11 protein-coding genes are annotated in these 20695 nt (G+C 75.5%); 7 read left to right on the top strand and 4 right to left on the bottom strand.

What is annotated here, in order from left to right; translation table 11 throughout:
* Nucleotides 1–112: 112 nt before the first annotated feature.
* The gene (locus AC6I72_RS16810; protein ID WP_498004715.1) at nucleotides 113–1399 is read left to right on the top strand and encodes an MFS transporter; all 1287 of its coding nucleotides are present in this window, start codon (nucleotides 113–115) and stop codon (nucleotides 1397–1399) included.
* An 84-nt stretch (nucleotides 1400–1483) separates the two neighbouring features.
* Here AC6I72_RS16810 and AC6I72_RS16805 read toward each other — a convergent pair whose 3' ends face one another.
* On the bottom strand, nucleotides 1484–3166 hold the full coding sequence (locus tag AC6I72_RS16805) for an ATP-binding SpoIIE family protein phosphatase (RefSeq protein WP_498001652.1): 1683 nt from the start codon (nucleotides 3164–3166) through the stop codon (nucleotides 1484–1486).
* Nucleotides 3167–3404: 238 nt separating this feature from the next.
* Nucleotides 3405–4781 (bottom strand): NAD(P)/FAD-dependent oxidoreductase, encoded by a 1377-nt coding sequence (locus tag AC6I72_RS16800; protein WP_498001651.1) that lies wholly within the window; start codon nucleotides 4779–4781, stop codon nucleotides 3405–3407.
* 395 nt (nucleotides 4782–5176) lie between these two features.
* Here AC6I72_RS16800 and AC6I72_RS16795 point away from each other — a divergent pair, with 395 nt between their 5' ends.
* Together AC6I72_RS16795 and AC6I72_RS16790 are read left to right on the top strand one after the other, a co-directional pair.
* A complete protein-coding gene (locus AC6I72_RS16795) occupies nucleotides 5177–5959 on the top strand; it encodes a TetR/AcrR family transcriptional regulator (RefSeq protein WP_498001650.1) in 783 nt (260 codons plus the stop codon).
* A gap of 620 nt (nucleotides 5960–6579) precedes the next feature.
* On the top strand, nucleotides 6580–8550 hold the full coding sequence (locus tag AC6I72_RS16790) for a sigma-70 family RNA polymerase sigma factor (RefSeq protein WP_498001649.1): 1971 nt from the start codon (nucleotides 6580–6582) through the stop codon (nucleotides 8548–8550).
* Nucleotides 8551–8574: 24 nt separating this feature from the next.
* Here AC6I72_RS16790 and AC6I72_RS16785 read toward each other — a convergent pair whose 3' ends face one another.
* On the bottom strand, nucleotides 8575–11961 hold the full coding sequence (locus AC6I72_RS16785) for an AfsR/SARP family transcriptional regulator (protein ID WP_498001647.1): 3387 nt from the start codon (nucleotides 11959–11961) through the stop codon (nucleotides 8575–8577).
* Between the two features lie 416 nt (nucleotides 11962–12377).
* Nucleotides 12378–14456, bottom strand: a complete 2079-nt coding sequence (locus tag AC6I72_RS16780; protein WP_498001646.1) for an asparagine synthase-related protein — start codon at nucleotides 14454–14456, stop codon at nucleotides 12378–12380.
* A gap of 671 nt (nucleotides 14457–15127) precedes the next feature.
* Between AC6I72_RS16780 and AC6I72_RS16775 the strand changes: the two genes are divergently transcribed.
* From AC6I72_RS16775 to AC6I72_RS16760, 4 genes are all read left to right on the top strand, one after another.
* A complete protein-coding gene (locus tag AC6I72_RS16775) occupies nucleotides 15128–16552 on the top strand; it encodes an NsdA family TPR-like regulatory protein (protein ID WP_366727506.1) in 1425 nt (474 codons plus the stop codon).
* Nucleotides 16553–16712: 160 nt separating this feature from the next.
* Nucleotides 16713–17930 carry an L-2-hydroxyglutarate dehydrogenase gene (gene lhgD, locus AC6I72_RS16770; protein ID WP_498004714.1) on the top strand — a complete coding sequence of 406 codons (1218 nt, stop codon included), beginning with the start codon at nucleotides 16713–16715 and terminating at the stop codon, nucleotides 17928–17930.
* 275 nt (nucleotides 17931–18205) lie between these two features.
* A complete protein-coding gene (trmB, locus tag AC6I72_RS16765; protein WP_498001645.1) occupies nucleotides 18206–19069 on the top strand; it encodes a tRNA (guanosine(46)-N7)-methyltransferase TrmB in 864 nt (287 codons plus the stop codon).
* Nucleotides 19070–19204: 135 nt separating this feature from the next.
* On the top strand, nucleotides 19205–20677 hold the full coding sequence (locus tag AC6I72_RS16760; protein WP_498001644.1) for a PrsW family intramembrane metalloprotease: 1473 nt from the start codon (nucleotides 19205–19207) through the stop codon (nucleotides 20675–20677).
* Nucleotides 20678–20695: the final 18 nt, after the last annotated feature.

Genomic DNA, 20695 nt, shown 5'->3' with positions numbered 1-20695 from the left:
TGTACTCTTTAGCTTCGAACTTTAGAGTCGAAGTCTTCAGATCTAACTACTGATCGCTTCAAGGACTCGATGACCGTCCTTCTGTTTGAGAGAGGTGAACGTGACCAGGGCGATGGGCGCAGCGATGCGCCGGATCCACGTGGGCAACGCACTCAGCGCGTTCGGGCTCGGCTTCACCGTCCCCTACCTGTACGTCTATGTGGCGCAGGTGCGGGGTCTGGGGGCCATGACGGCGGGGCTCGTACTCGCCGTCTTCGCCGTGGCCGCGCTGATCGTGCTGCCGTTCGCCGGCCGGGCGATCGTGCGGCGCGGCCCGCTGCCGGTCCTGCTCGCCGCCCTGGTCACGGCCGCCCTCGGGGCGCTGAGCCTCGGGCTGGCGGGCAGGGCGGCGGCCGTCCTGCTGTCGGCCGCGGCGCTGGGGGCCGGGCAGGCGGTGATGCAGCCCGCGCTGGCGACGATGATCGTGGACTGCTCGGAGACGGAGACGCGGTCGCGGGCCTTCGCGATGCAGTTCTTCCTGCAGAACCTGGGGCTCGGTGTCGGCGGCCTCATAGGCGGGCACCTCGTCGACACCTCGCGGGTCTCCTCCTTCACCCTGCTGTTCGCGATCGAGGCGGCGGTCTTCCTGCTGCTCGTCGCGCTGATGGCGACCGTGCGGATGCCGCGTGCCCCGCGCGTGGCGGGGGCTCGGCAGGCGGCCGGGGCGGCGGCGGGCCGGAGCGGCTGGCGGCAGTTGCTCGCCAACCGGGCGATGGTGCAGCTGTGCGTCCTGGGCTTCGTGCTCTTCTTCGCGTGCTACGGGCAGTTCGAGTCGGGCCTGAGCGCGTACGGCGTGGAGGCCGCCGGGATCTCGACGTCTGCTCTGGGCACGGCGCTGGCGGCGAACACGCTGATGATCGTGGTGGCGCAGTTCGCCGTGCTGAAGTTCGTGGAGCGGCGGCGGCGCTCCCGGGTGATCGCGGCGGTCGGCGTGATCTGGGCGGTGGCCTGGGCCGCGGCGGCGTACGCGGGCCTCGGGCACGGCAGCCAGACCATGGCGACGGCGGCGTTCGTGTCGACGTACGCCCTGTTCGGTCTGGGTGAGGCGATGCTGTCGCCGACGCTGGCGCCGCTGGTGGCCGACCTGGCTCCGGAGGGGATGGCGGGGCAGTACAACTCGGCCTTCGCTCTGGTGAAGCAGCTCGCGCTGGCGGTCGGTCCGGCGGTGGGCGGTCCGCTGGCGGCGTCGCTGCCGGGGCCGTACGTGGTGACGTTCCTGCTGTTCTCGCTGGGGATCAGCGTGCTCGCGCTGCGGCTGGGGCGTGGGCTCAGCGCCGTCCAGGATCATCCCTGGGGTGCGCGCAGCCGGGTGGTGGCGCGTGGCGGGTCCGCTCACGAGCCGGTGACCGCCAAGGCGTGACCGGGTGCGGGGCGGCCGTCGTCTTCGGGCGACGGCCGCCTCGTCGTACCGCTGCGCCGCGGCGGGTCGACGGCCGGGGTGCGGCTACGGCCGTCCGGGGGGCAGGGTGAACTCGCACCAGACGGCCTTTCCGCCGTCCGGGGTGCGGCGGGCGCCCCAGTGGGCGGCGATGGTGGCGACGATGGCGATGCCCCGGCCCGATTCGTCGGCGGGTTCGGCGCGGCGGCGTCTGGGCAGGTGGTCGTCGCCGTCGGTGACCTCGACGATGAGGCGGCGGTCGGTGCGGCGCAGGCGCAGGCGCATCGGGGGTGTGCCGTGCTGGAGGGAGTTGGCGACGAGTTCGCTGGCCGCGAGGACGCCCGCGTCGTGCAGTTCGGGCGGGAAGCGCCAGCTGGTGAGGACGCCCGAGGCGAAGGCACGCGCGCGGGGGGCGGCTTCCACACCGCCGAGGAGTTCCAGGGCGGCGTTGCGGAAGAGTTCGCCCTCGGGGCCGGTGCGGGCGGGGTGCTGGAGGACGAGGACGGCCACGTCGTCGTAGTGGTCGGCCTGGACGCCGGCGGAGCGGACCAGGCGGTCGCAGACGACCTGGGGGGTGCCGGTGGCTCCGGCCAGGGCGCGTTCCAGGGCGGCGATGCCCTCGTCGAGGTCCTGGTCGCGGCGCTCGACCAGGCCGTCGGTGTAGAGGACCGCGGTGGATCCGGGGGTCAGGGGGACCGAGCCGGAGGCGTGCATCCAGCCGCCGGTGCCCAGGGGCGGGCCGGTGGGTTCGTCGGCGCGGACGACGGTGCCCGTCTCGTCGCGGACCAGGATCGGCAGGTGCCCGGCGGAGGAGTACACGAGCCGGCCCTCGTTGGGGTCGTGGACGGCGTACACGCAGGTGGCGATCTGGTTGGCGTCGATCTCTGCGGCGAGGCCGTCGAGGAGCTGGAGGATCTCGTGGGGCGGGAGGTCCATGCGGGCGTAGGCGCGCACCGCGGTGCGGAGCTGGCCCATGACCGCGGCGGCGCGGACCCCGCGGCCCATGACGTCGCCGATGACGAGGGCGGTGCGTCCGCCGCCGAGGGTGATGACGTCGTACCAGTCGCCGCCGACGGCGGCTTCGGTGCCGCCGGGCTGGTAGGTGGCGGCGATGCGCAGGTCGTCGGGTTGTTCGAGGACCTGGGGGAGGAGGGAGCGCTGGAGGGTGACGGCGGTCTCGCGCTGGCGGCGTTCGCTGGCGCGCAGGCGGTCGGCGGCCTCGGCGTGGTCGGTGACGTCGGTGGCGAAGACGAGCACGCCCGCGCGGCCCTGGCCGGCGGCGGCCTCGCCGCGCTCGGGTTCGGTGACCGGGGTGCAGGTGAAGGTGTAGGACCGGCCGTCGGGGGCCTTGCGGGACTTCAGGGTGCGGGGTCTGCCGCTGCGCAGCACCTGGTCGAGGAGGGGGAGCAGGCCCAGTTCGCGCAGTTCGGGCAGGGCGTCGCGGGCGGGTTCGCCGAGCGGGCGGGCGCCGAAGGCCGCGGTGTAGGCGTCGTTGAGGTAGGCGAGGCGGTGGTCGCCGCCGTGGACCAGGGCGACGAGGGCCGGGACGCGGTCGAGGACCTCGCGGGCGGGGAGTGCGTCCACGGCGGGTACGGGCGCCCTGCCGTCGGCCAGTTGTTCGGCGCGGGCGGCGGGGACGGAGCCGTCGCCCCGCCGGTCCGCAGCGGTCGCGAGGTCGGTCCGCGCTGCGGCGCGGCGCTGCGTTCCGGGGATCGGGGGGAGCCGGGCGCTCCAGCGCGTGAAGTTCACGAATCCTTGCCTCGTGTCAGTCGTGTCGGGCCGGCTCCGGGCCCGGCCGGGGTGCGGGGCCGCGCGGTGGTGGCCGCACCTTTCCCTCGGGTGCCGGGGTGCGGCACGGTGTCCGGGCGTCGTCGGCGGCCGGGGCGGGCGGCTGTCCGCCTCCGGTCGTGGACCAGTCTGGCAGTGCGGCCGCCGCGTACCGGCATCCGTGGGACGCCGGGGCGTCCGGCGGAGTTCCCCTCTCCGGTCAGGACGACCCTTTCGGGTTGATGTTCGGGTCGAGAGGATGCTTTCCACCGGCCGCGAGTTCGAACTCGGCGCGGGGATGTTCCAGCGAGCCGAGGGAGACGATCTCCCGTTTGAAGAGTCCGGCCAGGGTCCACTCCGCGAGGACCTTGGCCTTGCGGTTGAAGGTGGGGACCCTGCTGAGGTGGTAGGCACGGTGCATGAACCAGGCCGGGTAGCCCTTCAGTCTGCGTCCGTAGACCTGGGCGACGCCCTTGTGCAGTCCGAGGGAGGCGACGGAGCCGGCGTAGGCGTGCTCGTAGGTTCGCAGGGGTTCGCCGCGCAGGGAGCGGGCGAGGTTGTCGCCGAGGACCTTGGCCTGGCGCACGGCGTGCTGGGCGTTGGGCGCGGTCTCCTTGCCGGGTTCGGCGGCGGTGAGGTCGGGGACGGCGGCGGCGTCTCCGGCGGCCCAGGCGTGCGCGACGCCGTCGACGGTCAGTTCGGCGGTGCACTTCAGGCGGCCGCGGCCGTCTAGCGGCAGGTCGGTGTTGGCCAGCAGGGGGTGCGGTTTGACGCCGGCGGTCCACACGACCGTGCGGGTGGGGAAGCGCTGGCCGTCGCTGAGGACCGCGACGCGGCCGGCGCACGACTCCAGGCGGGTGCGCAGGAGCACCTGGATGTTGCGGCGGCGCAGTTCGGTGACGGTGTAGCCGCCCATCTCCTCACCGACCTCGGGCAGGATCCGGTCGGAGGCCTCGACGAGGATCCACTTCATGTCCTCGGGCCGGATGTTGTGGTAGTAGCGGGCGGCGTAGCGGGCCATGTCCTCCAGTTCGCCGAGCGCTTCCACCCCGGCGTACCCGCCGCCGACGAAGACGAAGGTCAGGGCGGCGTCCCGGATCGCGGGGTCGCGGGTGGAGGAGGCGATGTCCATCTGTTCGATGACGTGGTTGCGCAGGCCGATGGCCTCCTCGACGGTCTTGAAGCCGATGCCGTGGTCGAGGAGGCCGGGGATGGGCAGGGTGCGCGAGACGGAGCCGGGCGCGAGGACGAGTTCGTCGTAGGTGAGGCGTTCGGTGCCGCCGCTCTCCTCGGTGGCGAGGGTGGTGAGGGTGACGGCGCGGTGCGCGTGGTCGACGGCCTTGACCTCGCCGGCGATGACACGGCACCGGTCCAGGACGCGGCGCAGCGGTACGACGACGTGTCGCGGGGAGATCGCGCCGGCCGCCGCCTCGGGCAGGAACGGCTGGTACGTCATATAGGGATCGGGGGTGACGACGGTGATCTCCACCTCGCCGCGCCTCAGCTCCTGTTTCATCCGCCGCTGCAGACGCAGGGCCGTGTACATCCCGACGTAGCCGCCGCCGACAACGAGAATGCGCGCACGTTCCTTCACCATCCCATGACGCACCCGTGACTCTCGTTTGTCCACAGCCCCGGCGATTTGTGTGACCGCCGGGCGGTGCGGGGCGGGATTGGCCGGATCGCCGGGGGCGAGGGCAGGCACGCAGGTCAGCGGGGATGATCGGGGGCCCGGGGAGGGCCGTGGCGCGTACCTGGAGGGCTCGTACTCCGATCGGGGGGCGTTCCGTGCGGAACTGCCCCTTCTGAATTGACTCCCTCTCAACTATGTTCGTGTGTCGACGGGGTGTAGGGGATGTGGTCGAACGGGTCCGCGGGTCCCACCGGATCTCGCAGGGCGGGCTCGGTCGTGCGCGATCCCCGTTGGGTGCACACCGCATTCAGTGGCGGGGAAAGTCTCCGGGGGGAGACGTCATCACCGGGGGATCAGCTATGCACATTCAGGACACTCATTGGTCCACCGCGTCCGCCGTCGCAGCCGGTGGCGGGGCGACGGGCACGGCGGCGGTCGGCGGGCGCGGGGAGGAGTCCCGGTCGGTGCGGACCACACCGCTGCGGGTGGACGCGCAGCGCAACCTGGAGCACGTGCTGCGGGCGGCACGCGAGGTCTTCGGCGAGCTGGGCTACGGCGCGCCGATGGAGGACGTGGCGCGGCGCGCCCGGGTCGGGGTCGGCACGGTGTACCGGCGCTTCCCGAGCAAGGACGTCCTGGTACGGCGGATAGCCGAGGAGGAGACGTCCCGGCTGACCGACCAGGCCCGGGCCGCGCTGGGCCAGGAGGACGAGCCGTGGTCGGCGCTCTCCCGCTTCCTGCGGACGTCGGTGGCGTCCGGCGCCGGGCGGCTGCTGCCGCCGCAGGTGCTGCGGGTGGGGGTCGCCGAGGAGCAGGACGGGGCCGGGGCGGACGGCAGGCGGGTGCCGCAGCAGCGGACCGAGCCGGGCGCCGGTGAGCTGCGGCTGGTGCCCGACCAGGCTCCCGCGCCCGCACCGGAGGTGGTGGACGACACCGGGGCGGCGGAGCTGCTGGAGGTCGTGGGCCGGCTCGTGGAACGGGCGCGGGCGGCGGGCGAGCTGCGGACCGACGTGTCGGTGTCGGACGTCCTGCTCGTCATCGCCACGGCGGCGCCCTCGCTCCCGGACCCGGCGCAGCAGGCGGCGGCCTCGGCGCGGCTGCTGGACATTCTGCTGGAGGGGTTGCGCTCGCGGCCGGCGTGAGCCGGGGCGCGCGCCGGGGCGATTCCGTGGAGCATGCCCCGTACGAGTGACGCCGATTCCCCGTGGCGGCAAGTCCCCACGGACGGGTGGAGGATCCTTTCCGCGGAGTCCCGGCGGGGAACCGTTGTGGCACGCTGACCCGATGATCGGGTCGGCTGAGCTGGCGGCGGGGGCTATCGGCGATGGGCGTTGACGGACGTGGTGAGTCGGTCGGTGACGACGGGGCGGGCGCCGGGGGGCCGCGCCCGCCCCAGGTACCGCGCCAGGGCGGACCGGCCGACGTCCCGGGCGACGGCATCCCGTGCGAGGACGTCCCCTGGGATGGAGTCCCGTGCGATGAAGTTCGCTGCGGCGAGGCGCGGGGTGGTGAGGGCCGGGGTGGTGAGGGCCGGTACGACGAGGCTCGGGATGGCGAGGGTCCGCGCGGGGAGGCTCCGTTCGATGGACTCCCGGCCGAGGGGGCTCCGACCGAGGGGGCTGCGACCTACGGCGTTCCGGCCGAGACGGTTCCGGCCGACGCGGTACTGACCGACGGAGCGCTGCCCGATGCCGTCCTGTGTGACGAGGCGCCGTCCGGGGCGGGCTCGGCGGGTCCGGAGGAGGCGGACGATCCGGCGGGCGTGGACGGCGCTGCGGGGCCGCGGGACGCCCCGGCCGGGGGCGGACCGGCGGGCGGCCGGGCCGACGCGGGCGGCCCGGCCGGACCGCGGGCCGTGGGGAGCGGAGCGGCGGGGCTGTGGGAGGGTGCGGCCGAGACCGGGGTGCCGGCGCAGCGCGAGTGGCGTGAGGACAGCGTGCTTCCGCCGCCGCGGGAGGTGCCGCCGTCCGACGCCGAGCTGATCGCCCGGATGCGCGCGGGTGACGACACGGCGTACGAGGACCTGTACCGGCGCCACGCCGATGCCGTACGCCGCTACGCCCGCACCTGCTGCCGGGACGCCGACACCGCCGACGACCTCACCGCCGAGGTGTTCGCCGCGATGCTCCAGGCCGTGCGCGGCGGCTCCGGGCCCGGACACGCCGTACGCGCCTACCTGCTCACCAGCGTCCGGCGGGTCGCCGCGCGCTGGACGAAGACGGCCCGGCGCGAGCAGCTGGTGGACGACTTCGCCGTGTTCGCCGCGCAGGCGGCCCGGACCTCCGAGGCGTCCGACGACCCGGCCTCCCTCGGCTCCTTCGGGGCGGGCCTGGACCTGGGCGCGGACGTACGGGCGATGCGGGAGGCCGATCAGTCGATGGCCATGCGGGCCTTCCGCTCGCTGCCCGAACGGTGGCAGGCCGTGCTGTGGCACACCGAGGTCGAGGACGAGTCGCCGAGCGAGGTCGCCACGCTGTTCGGCCTGGACGCCAACGGCACCCGGGTCCTGGCCAGCCGGGCCCGCGAGGGTCTGAAGCAGGCCTATCTCCAGGCCCATGTGAGCACGGCCCTGACCGACGACGAGGAGTGCGCCCGCTACGCCGACCAGCTCGGCGGCTACGCCCGGCGCAAGCTGCGTACCCGTGCCGAACGGGGGCTGCGCAAGCACCTGGAGGAGTGTGCCCGGTGCCGGCTGGCGGCCGTGCAGATCGAGGAGGTCGCGAGCGGTATCCCCGCGGTCGTCCCGGTCGCCGTCATCGGCTGGTTCGGCGCCGCCGGGTACGCCAAGGCGCTCGGTCTCCTGGCGGGCGGCGCGGGAGCGGCGGGTGCCGCGGGGGCGGCCGCGGCCGCCGGGGGCGCGGGAGGCGCGTCGGCCGGCGCGGCCGGGGGCGGCTCCGCCGGAAGCGCGGGCGCCGCGGGGGGCGCGGCGGTCTCCGAGGGACTCGGCGCGCCGGTGAAGGCCGGCATCGCGGCCGGGGTCGTCGCCGTGGCCGCCGCGGCGCTCGCCTTGGCCCTGACGGGGCAGGACGCCCCGGCCGGGAAACCCGCGGCGGCCCCGCCGCCGGCCCCGGTCGTCGAACCGCAGCCGCCGACGCCCCCACCACCGCGGCCGGCGCCCCGTCCCACGCCCAGCCGGAAACCGCCGGTGCGGGCCACCGCGGCCCGTCCCGCCCCCCGGCCGTCCCCCACTCCCACGCCCACCCGGACACCCGAGCCGTCACCGCGGCCCACTCCGGAACCCACCCCGGCCCCGACTCCCCCACCGGCCCCGACGCCCACGCCGACCCCGCCGCCCGCTCCGTCCGTCTACCGGTGGAGCGAGCTGGACTACGACCTCACCGGCGACGGCACCGGCCCGGAGATGCGGATCGGCCGGAGCAGCTGGGTGTGGCAGCGCGACGGTGTGTCGATCGCGGGCAGGCGGTACCCGCACGGGGTGAGCGTCCACGGCGAGTCCTCGGTCACCGTCGACCTCAACCGCGCGTGCTCCGCCTACGACGCCGTGGCCGGGGTCGACGACCTGGCGGCCGGGCTGGGCGCGGTCACCTTCTCCGTGTACGCGGACGGGGTCCGGCTGTGGGACTCCGGCACGGTCGCCGGCGGGGAGACCGCCGTCCCGGTCCATGTGGGTCTCACCGGACGGCGGACCGTGCAGCTGGTCGTCCAGCCGCGCAGCGCCTTCGACGCGGTCACCCTCGCTGACTGGGCCGAGTCACGGTTCACCTGCGGGTAGCGGGCTCATCCGTGAGGAGCCGGTTCACCCACGAGGAGCCGGGTGGGCCCGGACGGCCCGGTCGAGTTCGGCCAGGACACCGTCCGGGGTGAGCGAGGCGCCCCGGGCGCGCTCCGCGGCCAGCCGGTCGGCGGGCAGCGCCGCTCGGGCGGCGGCCTCGGCGCGCTCCGCCGCCGCGCGCTCGGGCAACGGACGGGGATGGCCGTCACGCCAGTGGTCCGCGGCGGCCAGCAGCCGCATCGCGCACGTCACCTCGCCGAGCCGGGCGAGCAGGTCGGCCGCGCCGTACACGAGCGCGGCCGTCACCACCTCCGAACAGCGCTGCCCGACGGCTGTGCGCAGTGCCTCGGTCAGCGGCGGAAGCCCGTGCCGCGGACCGTGCTCGCCCGCCGTGACGAGAGCGTCCATCGCGTTCAGCAGTGCCTCGAACTGCGGGGGCGGACTGCCGCGCCGGCTCTCCTCGCGTGCCCCGTCGCACAGGACCCGCGCGGCGGCCAGGTCCCCGTCGTCCAGGGCGAGATGGGCGCGCAGGAGCAGGACGAAGGCCTGGGAGTCCGCGACCCGGTACTGCTCGGCCGCCTCGCTCGCCTCGTCCAGGGCTTTCAGGGCACCGGCCCGGTCACCCGAGCGGTAGGCGATCTCGGCGAGCCGGGCGACCAGGAACGGTGTCTCGGCGTAGGCGCCCACCTCGTGGGCGAGCCGCAGCGCCTCCTCGTACTCGGCGTGTGCCTCCCGCAGCCGGCCGCGGGCCATGGCCGCCTCCCCGGCCGCGCTGCACACCTGCGCCCGCATCCAGCGGTCGCCCACGCTGCGGCTGATCCGCCGCAGCTGCACCAGGTCTTCGTCGACGCCGCGCAGGTTGCCGGGCGAGTCGACGACCATGTGCGTACGGAACATCAGGGCGACGCCGACCTCCCAGTCACCGCCGTACGCCCGGCAGTTGGCGACGGCCGTGTCCATGGTGGGGCGGATGTCGTCGGCACTGCTGTACAGGTAGGCGGTCAGCGGCCAGATGAGGCCGGGCATCCGGGCCGCCCGGGGTCCGCCGCCCTCGAAGGAGGCACGGACCAGGGAGACGTAGCGCAGGGTCCGCTCGTCGCGCGCCACGTCCCCCGGCTCCGTCTCCGAGGCCAGGAACAGGTGGAGCATCCGCAGGTCCATGCGCAGCTCGTGCAGCGGGTGGTTCACCTCACCGTCCGGGGCGGCCAGGAGGGCGTCGAAGGGGTCGAAGCCGTCGGCCCCGGGCGGGGGGGCGGTGCCGTCGGTCTGCCCGCCGCCGTCCGCCCGGCGGGCGGCGGCGTCGAGGGCGGCGCCCAGGCACAGCACGCGGCGGAACCACTGCATGGCCTCGCGGCGGTAGTTGCGCAGCCACCAGAACCAGCCCATGCCGAGGGCGATCTCGCCCGCCCGCTGCTCGTCCCCGGCGGCGAGCGCGCGGTCCAGGGCCGCCCTGATGTTGTCCAGCTCGGTCTCCAGACGGGCGATCCAGGGCAGTTGCCTGGCCGAGCGGAGCTGCGGCTCGGCCGCCCGGACCAGGGCGTGCGCCCACGCGCCGTGCCGCCGCTCGGCGGCCGCACGCAGGCCGGGCACCTCCGCGGCACGCTCGGTGGCGTACTCGTGGATGGTCTCCAGCATCCGGTACCGCATGCCGCCGTCGGCGGCCGGGGCGGCGACGACCAGGGACTTGTCGACGAGCGCGCCGACGAGGTCGGCGGCGGGGCCGCCGCACACCGCCTCGGCGGCGGCGAGGTCCCAGCCGCCCGCGAAGACGGACGCCTCGCGCAGCATGGTCCGCTCCCCCTCGTCGAGCAGGTCCCACGACCAGTCGACGACGGCCCGCAGCGTCTGCTGGCGGGGCAGGGCTGTGCGGCTGCCGGCGGTGAGCAGCCGGAAGCGGTCGTCGAGCCGGTCGGCGATCTGCCGGGGGGTGAGCATCCGCAGCCGGGCGGCGGCCAGCTCGATGGCCAGGGGCAGGCCGTCGAGACGGCGGCAGATCTCGGCGACGGCCTCCTTGTCGCCGAGCACCTCGGCCGCGTCGGGGCGGGCGGCGGCGGCACGCTCGGCGAAGAGGCGGTGCGCCTGGTCGGGGACCAGGGGCTCGACCGGACGCACCAGCTCGCCCGGCACACCCAGCGGTTCCCGGCTGGTGGCGAGGACCGTGAGCCCGGGACAGCGGGTGAGAAGGACTTCGACGAGGCGGGCCGTCTCGTCGATGAGGTGTTCGCAGTTGTCGAGGATCAGGAGTTCGCTGCGCGGTGCGCAGTACTCGACGAGCAGGGCCACCGGGTCGCTCTGCGGGGTGACCAGCTCGTTGGTCATCAGTACGGTCTCGCGCAGACCGAGGGCGCTGACCACCGCGCCCGGCACCGCCTCGGGGCGGTCCAGCGGCGCCAGCTCGACCAGCCAGGCCTGGGGAAGCCCGGCGGCGGCTTCCTCGGCGAGGCGGGTCTTGCCGGAGCCGCCCGGTCCGGTGAGGGTGACGAGGCGGGCCCTGCGCAGATCGGAACGGATGGCGGCGAGTTCGGGTTCCCGGCCCACGAAAGAGGTGAGACGCGGACGGAGGTTGCCGGTCCGTCCGGGCGGCCGGTGGGCGTGGTACGGGGCCGGCCGCGCGTCTCGGGGCGGTTCCTGGGGCGGGATCCGGGGCGGGCCCGGAAACGGTTCTGCCGCCGGGCCGGGGGAGGCGGTCGCGGTCGCCGGGGTGAGCAGATCGGCGTGCAGGGCGCGCAGTTCAGGCCCCGGATCGGTGCCCAGGCCGTCGGCGAGGGCGCGGCGGACCCGCTCGTAGGCGGCGAGGGCGTCGGCGCCGCGGCCGCTGTCGCGCAGGGCGCGGACGAGAAGGGCGTGCAGCGTCTCGTCGTACGGGTGCGCGGTGGTCAGTTCCGTGAGTTCCGGGACGACGTCCACGGCGCGGCCCAGGCGCAGCCGCGCGTCCGCGCGGGCCCGCAGCGCCTCCAGGCGCAGGCTCTCCGGGCGGGCGGCGGCCGTCCGGTCGGGCAGGTCGGCCAGGGCGGGGCCGTGCCACAGGGCGAGGGCGTCGTCCAGGTGACGGTCCGCGGCGGACGCGTCGTGGCGGGCGAGGGCGGCGGTGCCCTGCCGTACGAGCCGTTCGAAGGCGAAGAGGTCGACGTCCTCCGGTGCCACGGCGAGCCGGTAGCCGCCCGGCTCGGAGCGGACGGCGTCCTTGCCGAGGGCGCGGCGCAGGCGGCCCACCAGGGCCTGGAGCGCGGCGGGGGCGTTCTGCGGCGGGGCCTCACCCCACACCTCGTCGATCAGGACGTCCGGGCCGGTGACCCGGCCGGGCCGCAGGGCGAGGGCGGTGAGCAGGGCCCGCAGCCGGGGACCGCCCACGGGTACGGCGACACCCCGGCCGTCCTCCGCCCGGGTGACACCGAGAATTCTGTACTGCACCGGCCCATTGTCGCCGGGGGCGGGAAGTGGGGCACCGGGTTTGTCCCCGGGCGGCCCGGCACGGCCGGCCGCGCTCGGCGGCTACGCGCCCGGCACCACCGGCTGCCCGCCGAGCCCGCCCGCGCCGCGGCCGCCGCCCACCGCACCGCCACGGCACACACCGGCACATCGCACCCCGGCCACCACACCACCCTTGCGCGCACCCGCACAACGCACCAGGGCCACCGCACCACCACGGCACGCACCCGTACAACGCACCAGGGCCACCGCACCACCACGGCACGCACCCGCACAACGCACCAGGGCCACCGCACCACCACGGCACGCACCCGCACAACGCACCAGGGCCACCACCCGACCCCCACGGACACCACCCGCGCGTCGCACCCGGGCCCCGCACCGCCCCGGTCGCCGCCTCACGCCCCGGACGCCAGTGCTCCGCGCTGGGGGACGATGCCCGCCGGTACCGCGCGCGAGCGGGCGGGGGTGCCCGTCCAGCAGGTGCCGCGGCGGGCCAGCAGGCGGCGCAGCCACATCTCCAGGGAGACCAGGTCCGCCAGGCCGTCCAGGGGCAGCGGTTCGCCCTGGGCCGCCGCGCGCAGGGCCTTGCGGACCACCCGCGCCTCCACCAGGCCCGCCTCGGCGAGCAGGGGGGTGGCGAACAGGGCCATCAGGTCGTCCACGGCCACGCGCAGGCCCGCGCGCGCGGCGGACGCGGCGGGGGCGTGCGAGGGCGCGCCCCAGCCGGAGGGCAGCTCGCCCACCCCGGCGCCCTCCAGGACGGTGCGCAGGATGGCCGCGCGGGCTCCCGGCCGCACGCGCAGCGCCTCGGGCAGCGCGCGGCAGGCCCGTACGACCTGGTTGTCGAGGAAGGGGGTGTGCAGCCGCTGGGAGCGGATCTCCGCGGCCTGCTCCAGGACGCGCAGGTCCGCGGCGTGCCGGGCGAGGGCGGCCCGCGCGCGGTAGTCGCCCGGCCGCTGCCCGGGACCGACCCCCGAGCGGTTCGTCGCACCTTGGAGGCGAACCGATACTTCAGCCAGTGCCTCACCGGTCAGCCAGCGGGCCGCGGGACCGGGTCTGGCCCAGGTGAGCGCGGCCAGCGAGGCGCCCACCGCGCCGCCCGGCTCCTCGAACCGGCGCTGGAGCAGCCGCTCGGCCAGCTCTTCCAGACCGGCCCGGTACGGCGTGCGCGCGAGCCGCCGCGCCGCGCTGTACACGCGCGCGGGGACCATCACCGACCCGTCGGCCCTGGCGAGCGCGGCGACCGGCCGGACGAGGTGGCGCCGTTTGCGGTCCATCAGGAGGTCGGCCAGGCGGGCCGGGTGCGCGTCCAGGACCTCGCGGGCGCCGTGGCCGGTGAAGTGGTCCGCGCTGCCCGACGCCAGGCGGGCCCGGTGCCGTGCCGCGGTCACCAGCGAGGGGCCGGGCTCGTCGGTCAGCGGGCCCTCCAGGTCGGCGTAGGGCAGTACCTCGTCACCGCCGGCCACCACCACGTGGTGCAGGCGGGGGTTGGCCGCGAGGGTTCCGGCCCGCTCCAGCTCGGCCTCGCGCCCGCCGACGGCGAGGTCGTTGAAGGTGACGGCCAGCAGGCGCTCGCCGGCGCCGGTGCCGTGGCCCAGGAGGGTGCCGGGGTTGCCGGGCAGGCCCGCCGCCAGCAGGGCGAGGGTGCCCGAGGCGGGTCCGCCGGACAGGTCGGCGCCGATGCCGGGCACCGGCATGCCACGGGCCGCGCGGCGCTCGGCGGGGCCCATGCCCGGGACCGGGCCGGGGTCGATCTCCGGTACGTGCCGGGGCGCGGAGAGGCGGGCGCGGACGGCTTCGACCAGGGCGTCCCGTACGGCGCCGACCGCGCTGTCGGGGTCCGCCGGGGGCGCGGCCACGGCGAGGGAGGCGACCGGCTCGTAGCCCGCGACCTCGCGCGCCCCGGCGCGCAGGATCAGCGCGTGCCCCGGCGGAATGCGCCGTACGGCCTCGTACGGCGTGGAGTCGTCCAGCGCGGCCGGGACGTCGGGGGCGGCGAGCAGGGCGGCGAGGTGCCCGAAGTCGAGGTTGGCCTCGACGAGGTCGGCCAGCGGCAGCGCGGCCGTCGCGTACGCCGTGCCGCCCGCCCAGGGGGTGTGGAACACCGGGCGGGCGCCCGCGAGGTCGCCGCAGACGGTCAGGCGGCGGCCCACCTGGACGACGGCGGTGTAGCTGCCGGGCCAGGCGGTCAGGTGCCGCAGCGCGCCCCCGCGCGCGGCCAGCAGGCCGACCCGCAGCTGTTCGTCGGAGGCTCCGCAGGTGCCGAGCACCGCGATCCGCGTCTGGGCGTCGGCCCGTACCAGCCGGACCTCGTCGGGGCGCCAGTCACCGACCGCCCACAGCGGGTCCGGGTCGCCCCACAGGAGCTGGGAACCCACCGGCTGCACGGTCTCGCCGTCGTACCCGGTGGCGCCCGCCGCACCGATCCCTGCGGTGCCCGCGGCGGCGCTGCTCCATCCCACCAACCACCGCATCGACGCCTCCACGGACCCGGGACCGCACGAACCGGGTCCCATGCTGCCACGAAGGCGGCGCACCGGAGGGGAGGCGGAGCCGCCTTCGGTGCACCGTGCGCGCCCTCGCGCGCCTGCCCGCCCGATGGCCAACGCCCGTACGGGGCAGGGAGACTGCGACCTGAATGCGCCCCCTGATGCGCTCCCCGCGATACCCCGCGCGCCCTCAACTGCCGTGGTAGGGACGGAAATTCGCAGCAGGAGGCAGGGGCGCCTTTCGGCCAAATCGGCGCGCCGGAGACGGACGTGTGCACGCTCCGTACACGCTCTGCGCAGGGCGCGGACAACGCGCGGTCCGGGAGGCGCGGTTGGCCTCCCGGACCCTTCCGCCGCCCGCGGGGATGAAGGCGGCGGTGTCCCCCAGCCCACTGGATCCAGTACAGCGGGCCGACCCACGCACCGACCATGGAACCGCTCCCGGGATGGCCGGAGAAGAGCGCACGGGCGGGCGCACGACCACACACAGGGGGCACGTCGCCACCGTGCGTGCAGGGCCCGTACGGCCGTGCGGGCCACAATCCCGCCAACCGGAAGAATGCCCCTTAACGCTTGGGATGCGGCGAACTACGCTGGGTTTACGAATGCCGCGTGGTTATGCCAGCGCGGCAGCCGTCTGTGTCGAGGGGTGGCGCATGTCCAGGGAGCAACGCGGGCCGAACGAGAAACTCGGCGCCGTTCTCGCCCTCGCGGGAATCAGCAACGCAGGACTCGCGCGGCGCGTCAACGACCTCGGCGCCCAACGCGGGTTGACCCTCCGCTACGACAAGACCTCCGTGGCGCGCTGGGTCTCCAAGGGGATGGTGCCGCAGGGCGCGGCGCCGCATCTCATCGCGGCCGCCATCGGCCAGAAGCTCGGCCGCCCGGTGCCGCTGCACGAGATCGGCCTGGCGGACGCGGATCCCGCACCCGAGGTGGGCCTCGCCTTCCCCAGGGACGTCGACCAGGCCGTGCGCGCGGCCACGGAGCTGTACCGCCTCGACCTCGCCGGCCGCCGGGCCGGCTCCGGCGGCATCTGGCAGTCGCTGGCCGGATCGTTCGCCGTGACCGCGTACGCGACGCCGGCCTCCCGGTGGCTGATAACCCCGGCCGACAGCTCGGTGGCGCGCGAGGCGGGCGGGGCGGAGGGCTCGGGCGCACCGGTCAAAGTCGGCCACAGTGACGTGCGGAAGCTGCGGGAGGCCGCCGAGGACGCCAGGCGCTGGGACTCCAAGTACGGAGGCGGCGACTGGCGTTCGTCCATGGTGCCCGAGTGCTTACGCGTGGAGGCCGCGCCGCTCCTGCTCGGGTCGTACTCCGACGAGGTCGGCCGTGCGCTGTTCGGCGCGTCGGCCGAACTGACCCGGCTGGCCGGCTGGATGGCGTTCGACACCGGTCAGCAGGAGGCCGCCCAGCGGTACTACATCCAGGCGCTGCGCCTCGCGCGCGCGGCGGCCGACGTGCCCCTGGGGGGATACGTCCTGGCGTCGATGTCCCTGCAGGCCACCTACCGGGGCTTCGGCGACGAGGGCGTCGATCTCGCGCAGGCCGCCCTGGAACGCAACCGCGGCCTGGCCACGGCCCGCACCATGAGCTTCTTCCACCTGGTCGAGGCACGTGCCCACGCGCGCGCGGGCGACGCCCAGGCGGCGGGCGCCGCCCTGAAGGCCGCCGAGGGCTGGCTGGAGCGGTCCCGGGAGGGCGACAACGACCCGACCTGGCTCGGTTTCTACGGCTATGACCGGTTCGCCGCCGACGCCGCCGAGTGCTATCGCGATCTGAAGGCGCCCCGCCAGGTCCGGCGCTTCACCGAACAGGCGCTGTCGAAACCGACGGAGGAGTTCGTGCGCTCGCACGGCCTGAGACTGGTGGTCTCCGCGGTCGCCGAACTGGAGTCGGGCAATCTCGACGCGGCCTGCGAACAGGGGGTGCGGGCGGTGGAGGTCGCCGGGCGCATCTCCTCCGCCCGGACCACCGAGTACGTCAGGGACCTCCTGCACCGGCTGGAGCCCTACAGCGACGAACCGCGGGTGGTCGAGCTGCGCGAGCGGGCCAGACCGCTCCTGATGACCACGGCCTGAGCGGGACACCGAGGCCGCCGGTTCGAGCGGGCCACCGGAGGACCACGGCCCGAGCGGGACGGGGCCGGCCGGGCACAGGGAGGACACAAGGGGCGCACGGGCGGGCCGCTCCCGGTTTGAAGGCATTGTCAGTGGCGCAGTGCACTATCGGAACCGGGAGGTGGAGCAGGTGCGGGAGATCGCTCACGACTGCGATGCGCTGGTGATCGGCGGCGGCATCGTCGGCCTGTCGACGGCGTACGCGATCACGCGCGCCGCGCCGGGCACCCGGGTGACGGTGCTGGAGAAGGAACCGGGCCCGGCCCGCCACCAGACCGGACGCAACAGCGGGGTGATCCACAGCGGGATCTACTACCGGCCGGGCTCGCTCAAGGCGCGGTACGCGGTGCGCGGTGCCGCGGAGATGGTCAAGTTCTGCGCGGAGTACGGCATCGCGCACGCCGTCACCGGCAAGCTGATCGTCGCCACCCGGCGCGAGGAGCTGCCCCGGCTGCACGCCCTGGTGCAGCGCGGCCGGGAGAACGGCATACCGGTGCGTGAGCTGGGCGCCGCCCAGATCGCGGAGTACGAGCCGGAGGTGCGCGGCCTGGCCGCGATCCACGTGGGCACGACCGGCGTCTGCGACTACACGGGCGTGGCCCGGCAGCTCGCGGCCGCCTCGGGCGCGGAGATCCGTTACGGCGCCCGGGTCGTGCGCGTGGACCGGCGGCCCGACCGGGGCGTGGCCGTCCGGACGGCCCGCGGCGACGTCGTCCGCGCGCGCGTGCTGGTCAACTGCGCGGGGCTGCACTGCGACGAGGTGGCGCGGCTGACCGGGGACGAGCCGGAGGCGCGGATCGTCCCCTTCCGCGGGGAGTACTACGAGCTGGCGCGGCCGGAGCTGGTACGGGGGCTGGTGTATCCGGTGCCCGATCCGGCCTTCCCGTTCCTCGGCGTGCACCTCACGCGCGGGATCGACGGCGGTGTCCACATCGGTCCGAACGCGGTGCCGGCACTGGCCCGTGAGGGGTACGGGTGGGGCGTCGTACGCCCCCGCGAGCTGGCGGGAACGCTGACCTGGCCAGGCTCGTGGCGGATCGCCCGCCGGCACTGGCGCTACGGAGCGGGGGAACTGCGGCGGTCGGTGTCCAGGGCGGCGTTCACCGAGGCGGTGCGCAGGCTGCTGCCCTGCGTCGAGGAGAGCGACCTCGTGCCCGCGCCCGCGGGCGTACGGGCGCAGGCCGTCCTGCGGGACGGGACGCTGGTGGACGACTTCCTCATCCGGGAGGGGGCGCGGGCCGTGCACGTGCTCAACGCGCCGTCCCCGGCGGCGACGGCCTCCCTGCCGATCGGGCGGGAGGTGGCCCGCAGAGCGCTGCGCGCACTGGCGACGGGGTGAGCCCGGACGCGGCCCTGAGCGGCGCCCCCGGGGGGACGGTGGGGGGCGGGCGGCCCGAGCGGGAGGGCCGGGGCCGCCGGGGACCCCGGGAGCGTCCGGGGCGGGCGCCGGACGGAACAGCGGGGGCGGCCCGAGCCGGAGGGCCGGGCCGCCCGACGGGCCAGGAGAGCGTCCGGGGGGGCACCGCCGTGAGAGGGGCGGGGGGCCGGGCGGTGAGACCGGGTGCGTCGCTCGGCATCGTCTCGTGCCGTCCGGCCCGTAAAATGGACCGCACTGTGTCTGACTCCTTGAACACCCCCACTGCCCCGCACGCCCCCGGTGTGTCCGTCCGGCACACCCGGGCCAAGGGAGAGCCGCGGTTTCCCGACGGGCCGCAGGCGGACCCGGCCGGGTCGCACTTCGAGCGGCGGATCCGCAGCTTCCAGCCGCGCCGCAGCCGGGTGACCGCCGGGCAGGCGGACGCGCTGCAGCGGCTGTGGCCCCAGTGGGGACTGGACATCGACGGACAGCGGGTGCTCGACCTGGCCGAGCTGTTCGGCAACGCCCGCCCCGTCGTCCTGGAGATCGGGTTCGGCATGGGCGAGGCCACCGCGCAGATGGCCGCCGCCGACCCGGACACCAACATCCTCGCCGTCGACGTGCACACGCCCGGCCAGGGCAATCTGCTGAGCCTCGCCGACCGGAGCGGGCTCACCAACGTCCGGGTCGCCAACGGCGACGCGATCATCCTGCTGCGCGAGATGCTCACCCCCGACTCCCTGGACGGGCTGCGCGTCTACTTCCCCGACCCGTGGCCCAAGAAGCGGCACCACAAGCGGCGGCTGATCCAGCCGGAGTTCCTGACCCTGGCCGCCGCCCGGCTCAGGCCCGGCGCGACCGTGCACTGCGCGACCGACTGGGAGCCGTACGCCGAACAGATGCTTCAGGTGCTGAGCGCGCACCCCGCCTTCGCGAACACCCGGCCCGACGGCGGTTACGCGCCCCGCCCGGCCTTCCGCCCGCTGACCCGCTTCGAGGGCCAGGGCCTGGACAAGGGCCACGTCGTGAACGATCTGCTCTTCCGGCGCGTACCGCACGGGGAGGCCCACGGCACCGGCCCCCGCGCCGGACACCCCGACCGGAACCCCGGCCTGGACTGACGCACCGCCACACACCCTCGCCCGGACCGGCGCACGACCACACACCCTGTCCCGGCGGACGCACCACCACGCCCCCCGGTCCCGGCGGACGAGGCACCGTCGCGACCGTCACCTCCCCTCGTTAGGGTCAATGACGTGGCCACCTGTCCCCCGTACCCGACGTATCCGAGCGGTCCGCCGCCCATAGCCGACGGCCGGCCGCGGCACGCGCACTGGTGGCACAGGCGATGGGTGCGCTACGGCGCTCTCGCCGCGCTGCTCGCGCTGTCCGGGCTCGTCATCCTCGCCCTGGTCCGCCGGCAGACCGGCACCGAAGGGTTCCTGGTCGGCCTCGGCCTGGCCGTGCTGCCGGTCCCGCTGCTGACGGCCGCCTTCCGCTGGCTGGACCGGGTCGATCCCGGCCCCTGGCGGAACATGATCTTCGCCTTCGCCTGGGGCGCCTGCGCGGCGGCGCTGATCGCGATCGTCGCCAACAGCTTCGCGACCAAGTGGATCGCGACCGCGACCGCCGACCCGGCCGGCGCGGACACGCTGGGCGCGACGGTGATAGCGCCGGTCGTGGAGGAGTCCGCGAAGGCCGCCGCCGTCCTGCTGATCTTCCTCTTCCGCAGACGCGACTTCACCGGCATCGTCGACGGCGTGGTCATCGCCGGGACCACGGCCACCGGCTTCGCCTTCACCGAGAACATCCTCTACCTCGGCACCGCCTTCGGCACCGACCAGATGACCGGCGGCCAGGGCATCGCCTCCGTCACCGCGGCGACCTTCTTCGTGCGCGTGATCATGTCCCCGTTCGCGCACCCGCTGTTCACGGTCTGCACCGGCCTCGGTTTCGGCATCGCCGCCCTGGCCGGGGAGCGCCTGCGCCGTGGCCGGCTGCTGCTGCCACCGGCCGGCCTGCTGCTCGCGATGGGCATGCACGCGTTCTGGAACGGCTCGTCGACCTTCGGCCGGTACGGGTTCTTCGCGGTCTACGGCGGTTTCATGGTGCCCGCCTTCGGACTGCTCACCTGGCTGGTCGTCTGGACCCGGCAGCGCGAGCTGCGCGCCATCCGCGAGGAACTGCCCGCGTACGCCGCCGCCGGCTGGCTGACGCCCGCCGAGCCGTTCGCCCTCGGGTCCATGCGGGCGCGCCGGCTGGCCCGCGAGTACGCCGGCCGGCACCTGGGCAAGGCCGCGGCGCGGACGGTGGCGCAGTACGAGGCCTACGCGACCTCGCTGGCCTTCCTGCGCCGCCGGGGGCGCCTGGGGCGGGTCGGCGCCGGCTTCGGCGCACGGGAGCGGGAGCTGCTGCACGAGATGTGGCGCAGGCGGGAGGTGGCCCAGCCCGCCCTGGACCACGCGGCACGGATGACCGCGCCGCCCGTACGGGTCGTCCCGCCGCCCTGGCCGACGTACGGCCTGTACGGGTACGGGACGTACGGGTACGGATACGGGCAGGCCCCGCAGGGACAGCCTCCGTACGGGCAGTCTCCGTACGGGCAGCCCTCGCACGGGCAGCCTCCGTACGGGCCGGCGGGACCCGCGGGGCCGGTCGCGCCGTACCCCGCGGGCTCGGCGGGCTCTGCGGGGTACGGCCCGCACCAGCCCTACCGGACACAGCCGTGAGGCCGTGACGCCGTGAGG

This window comes from Streptomyces sp. Xyl84, from assembly GCF_059731885.1.
The sequence above is the reverse complement of the archived record's forward strand: the minus strand, read 5'-3'. Positions and strand labels throughout refer to the sequence as shown.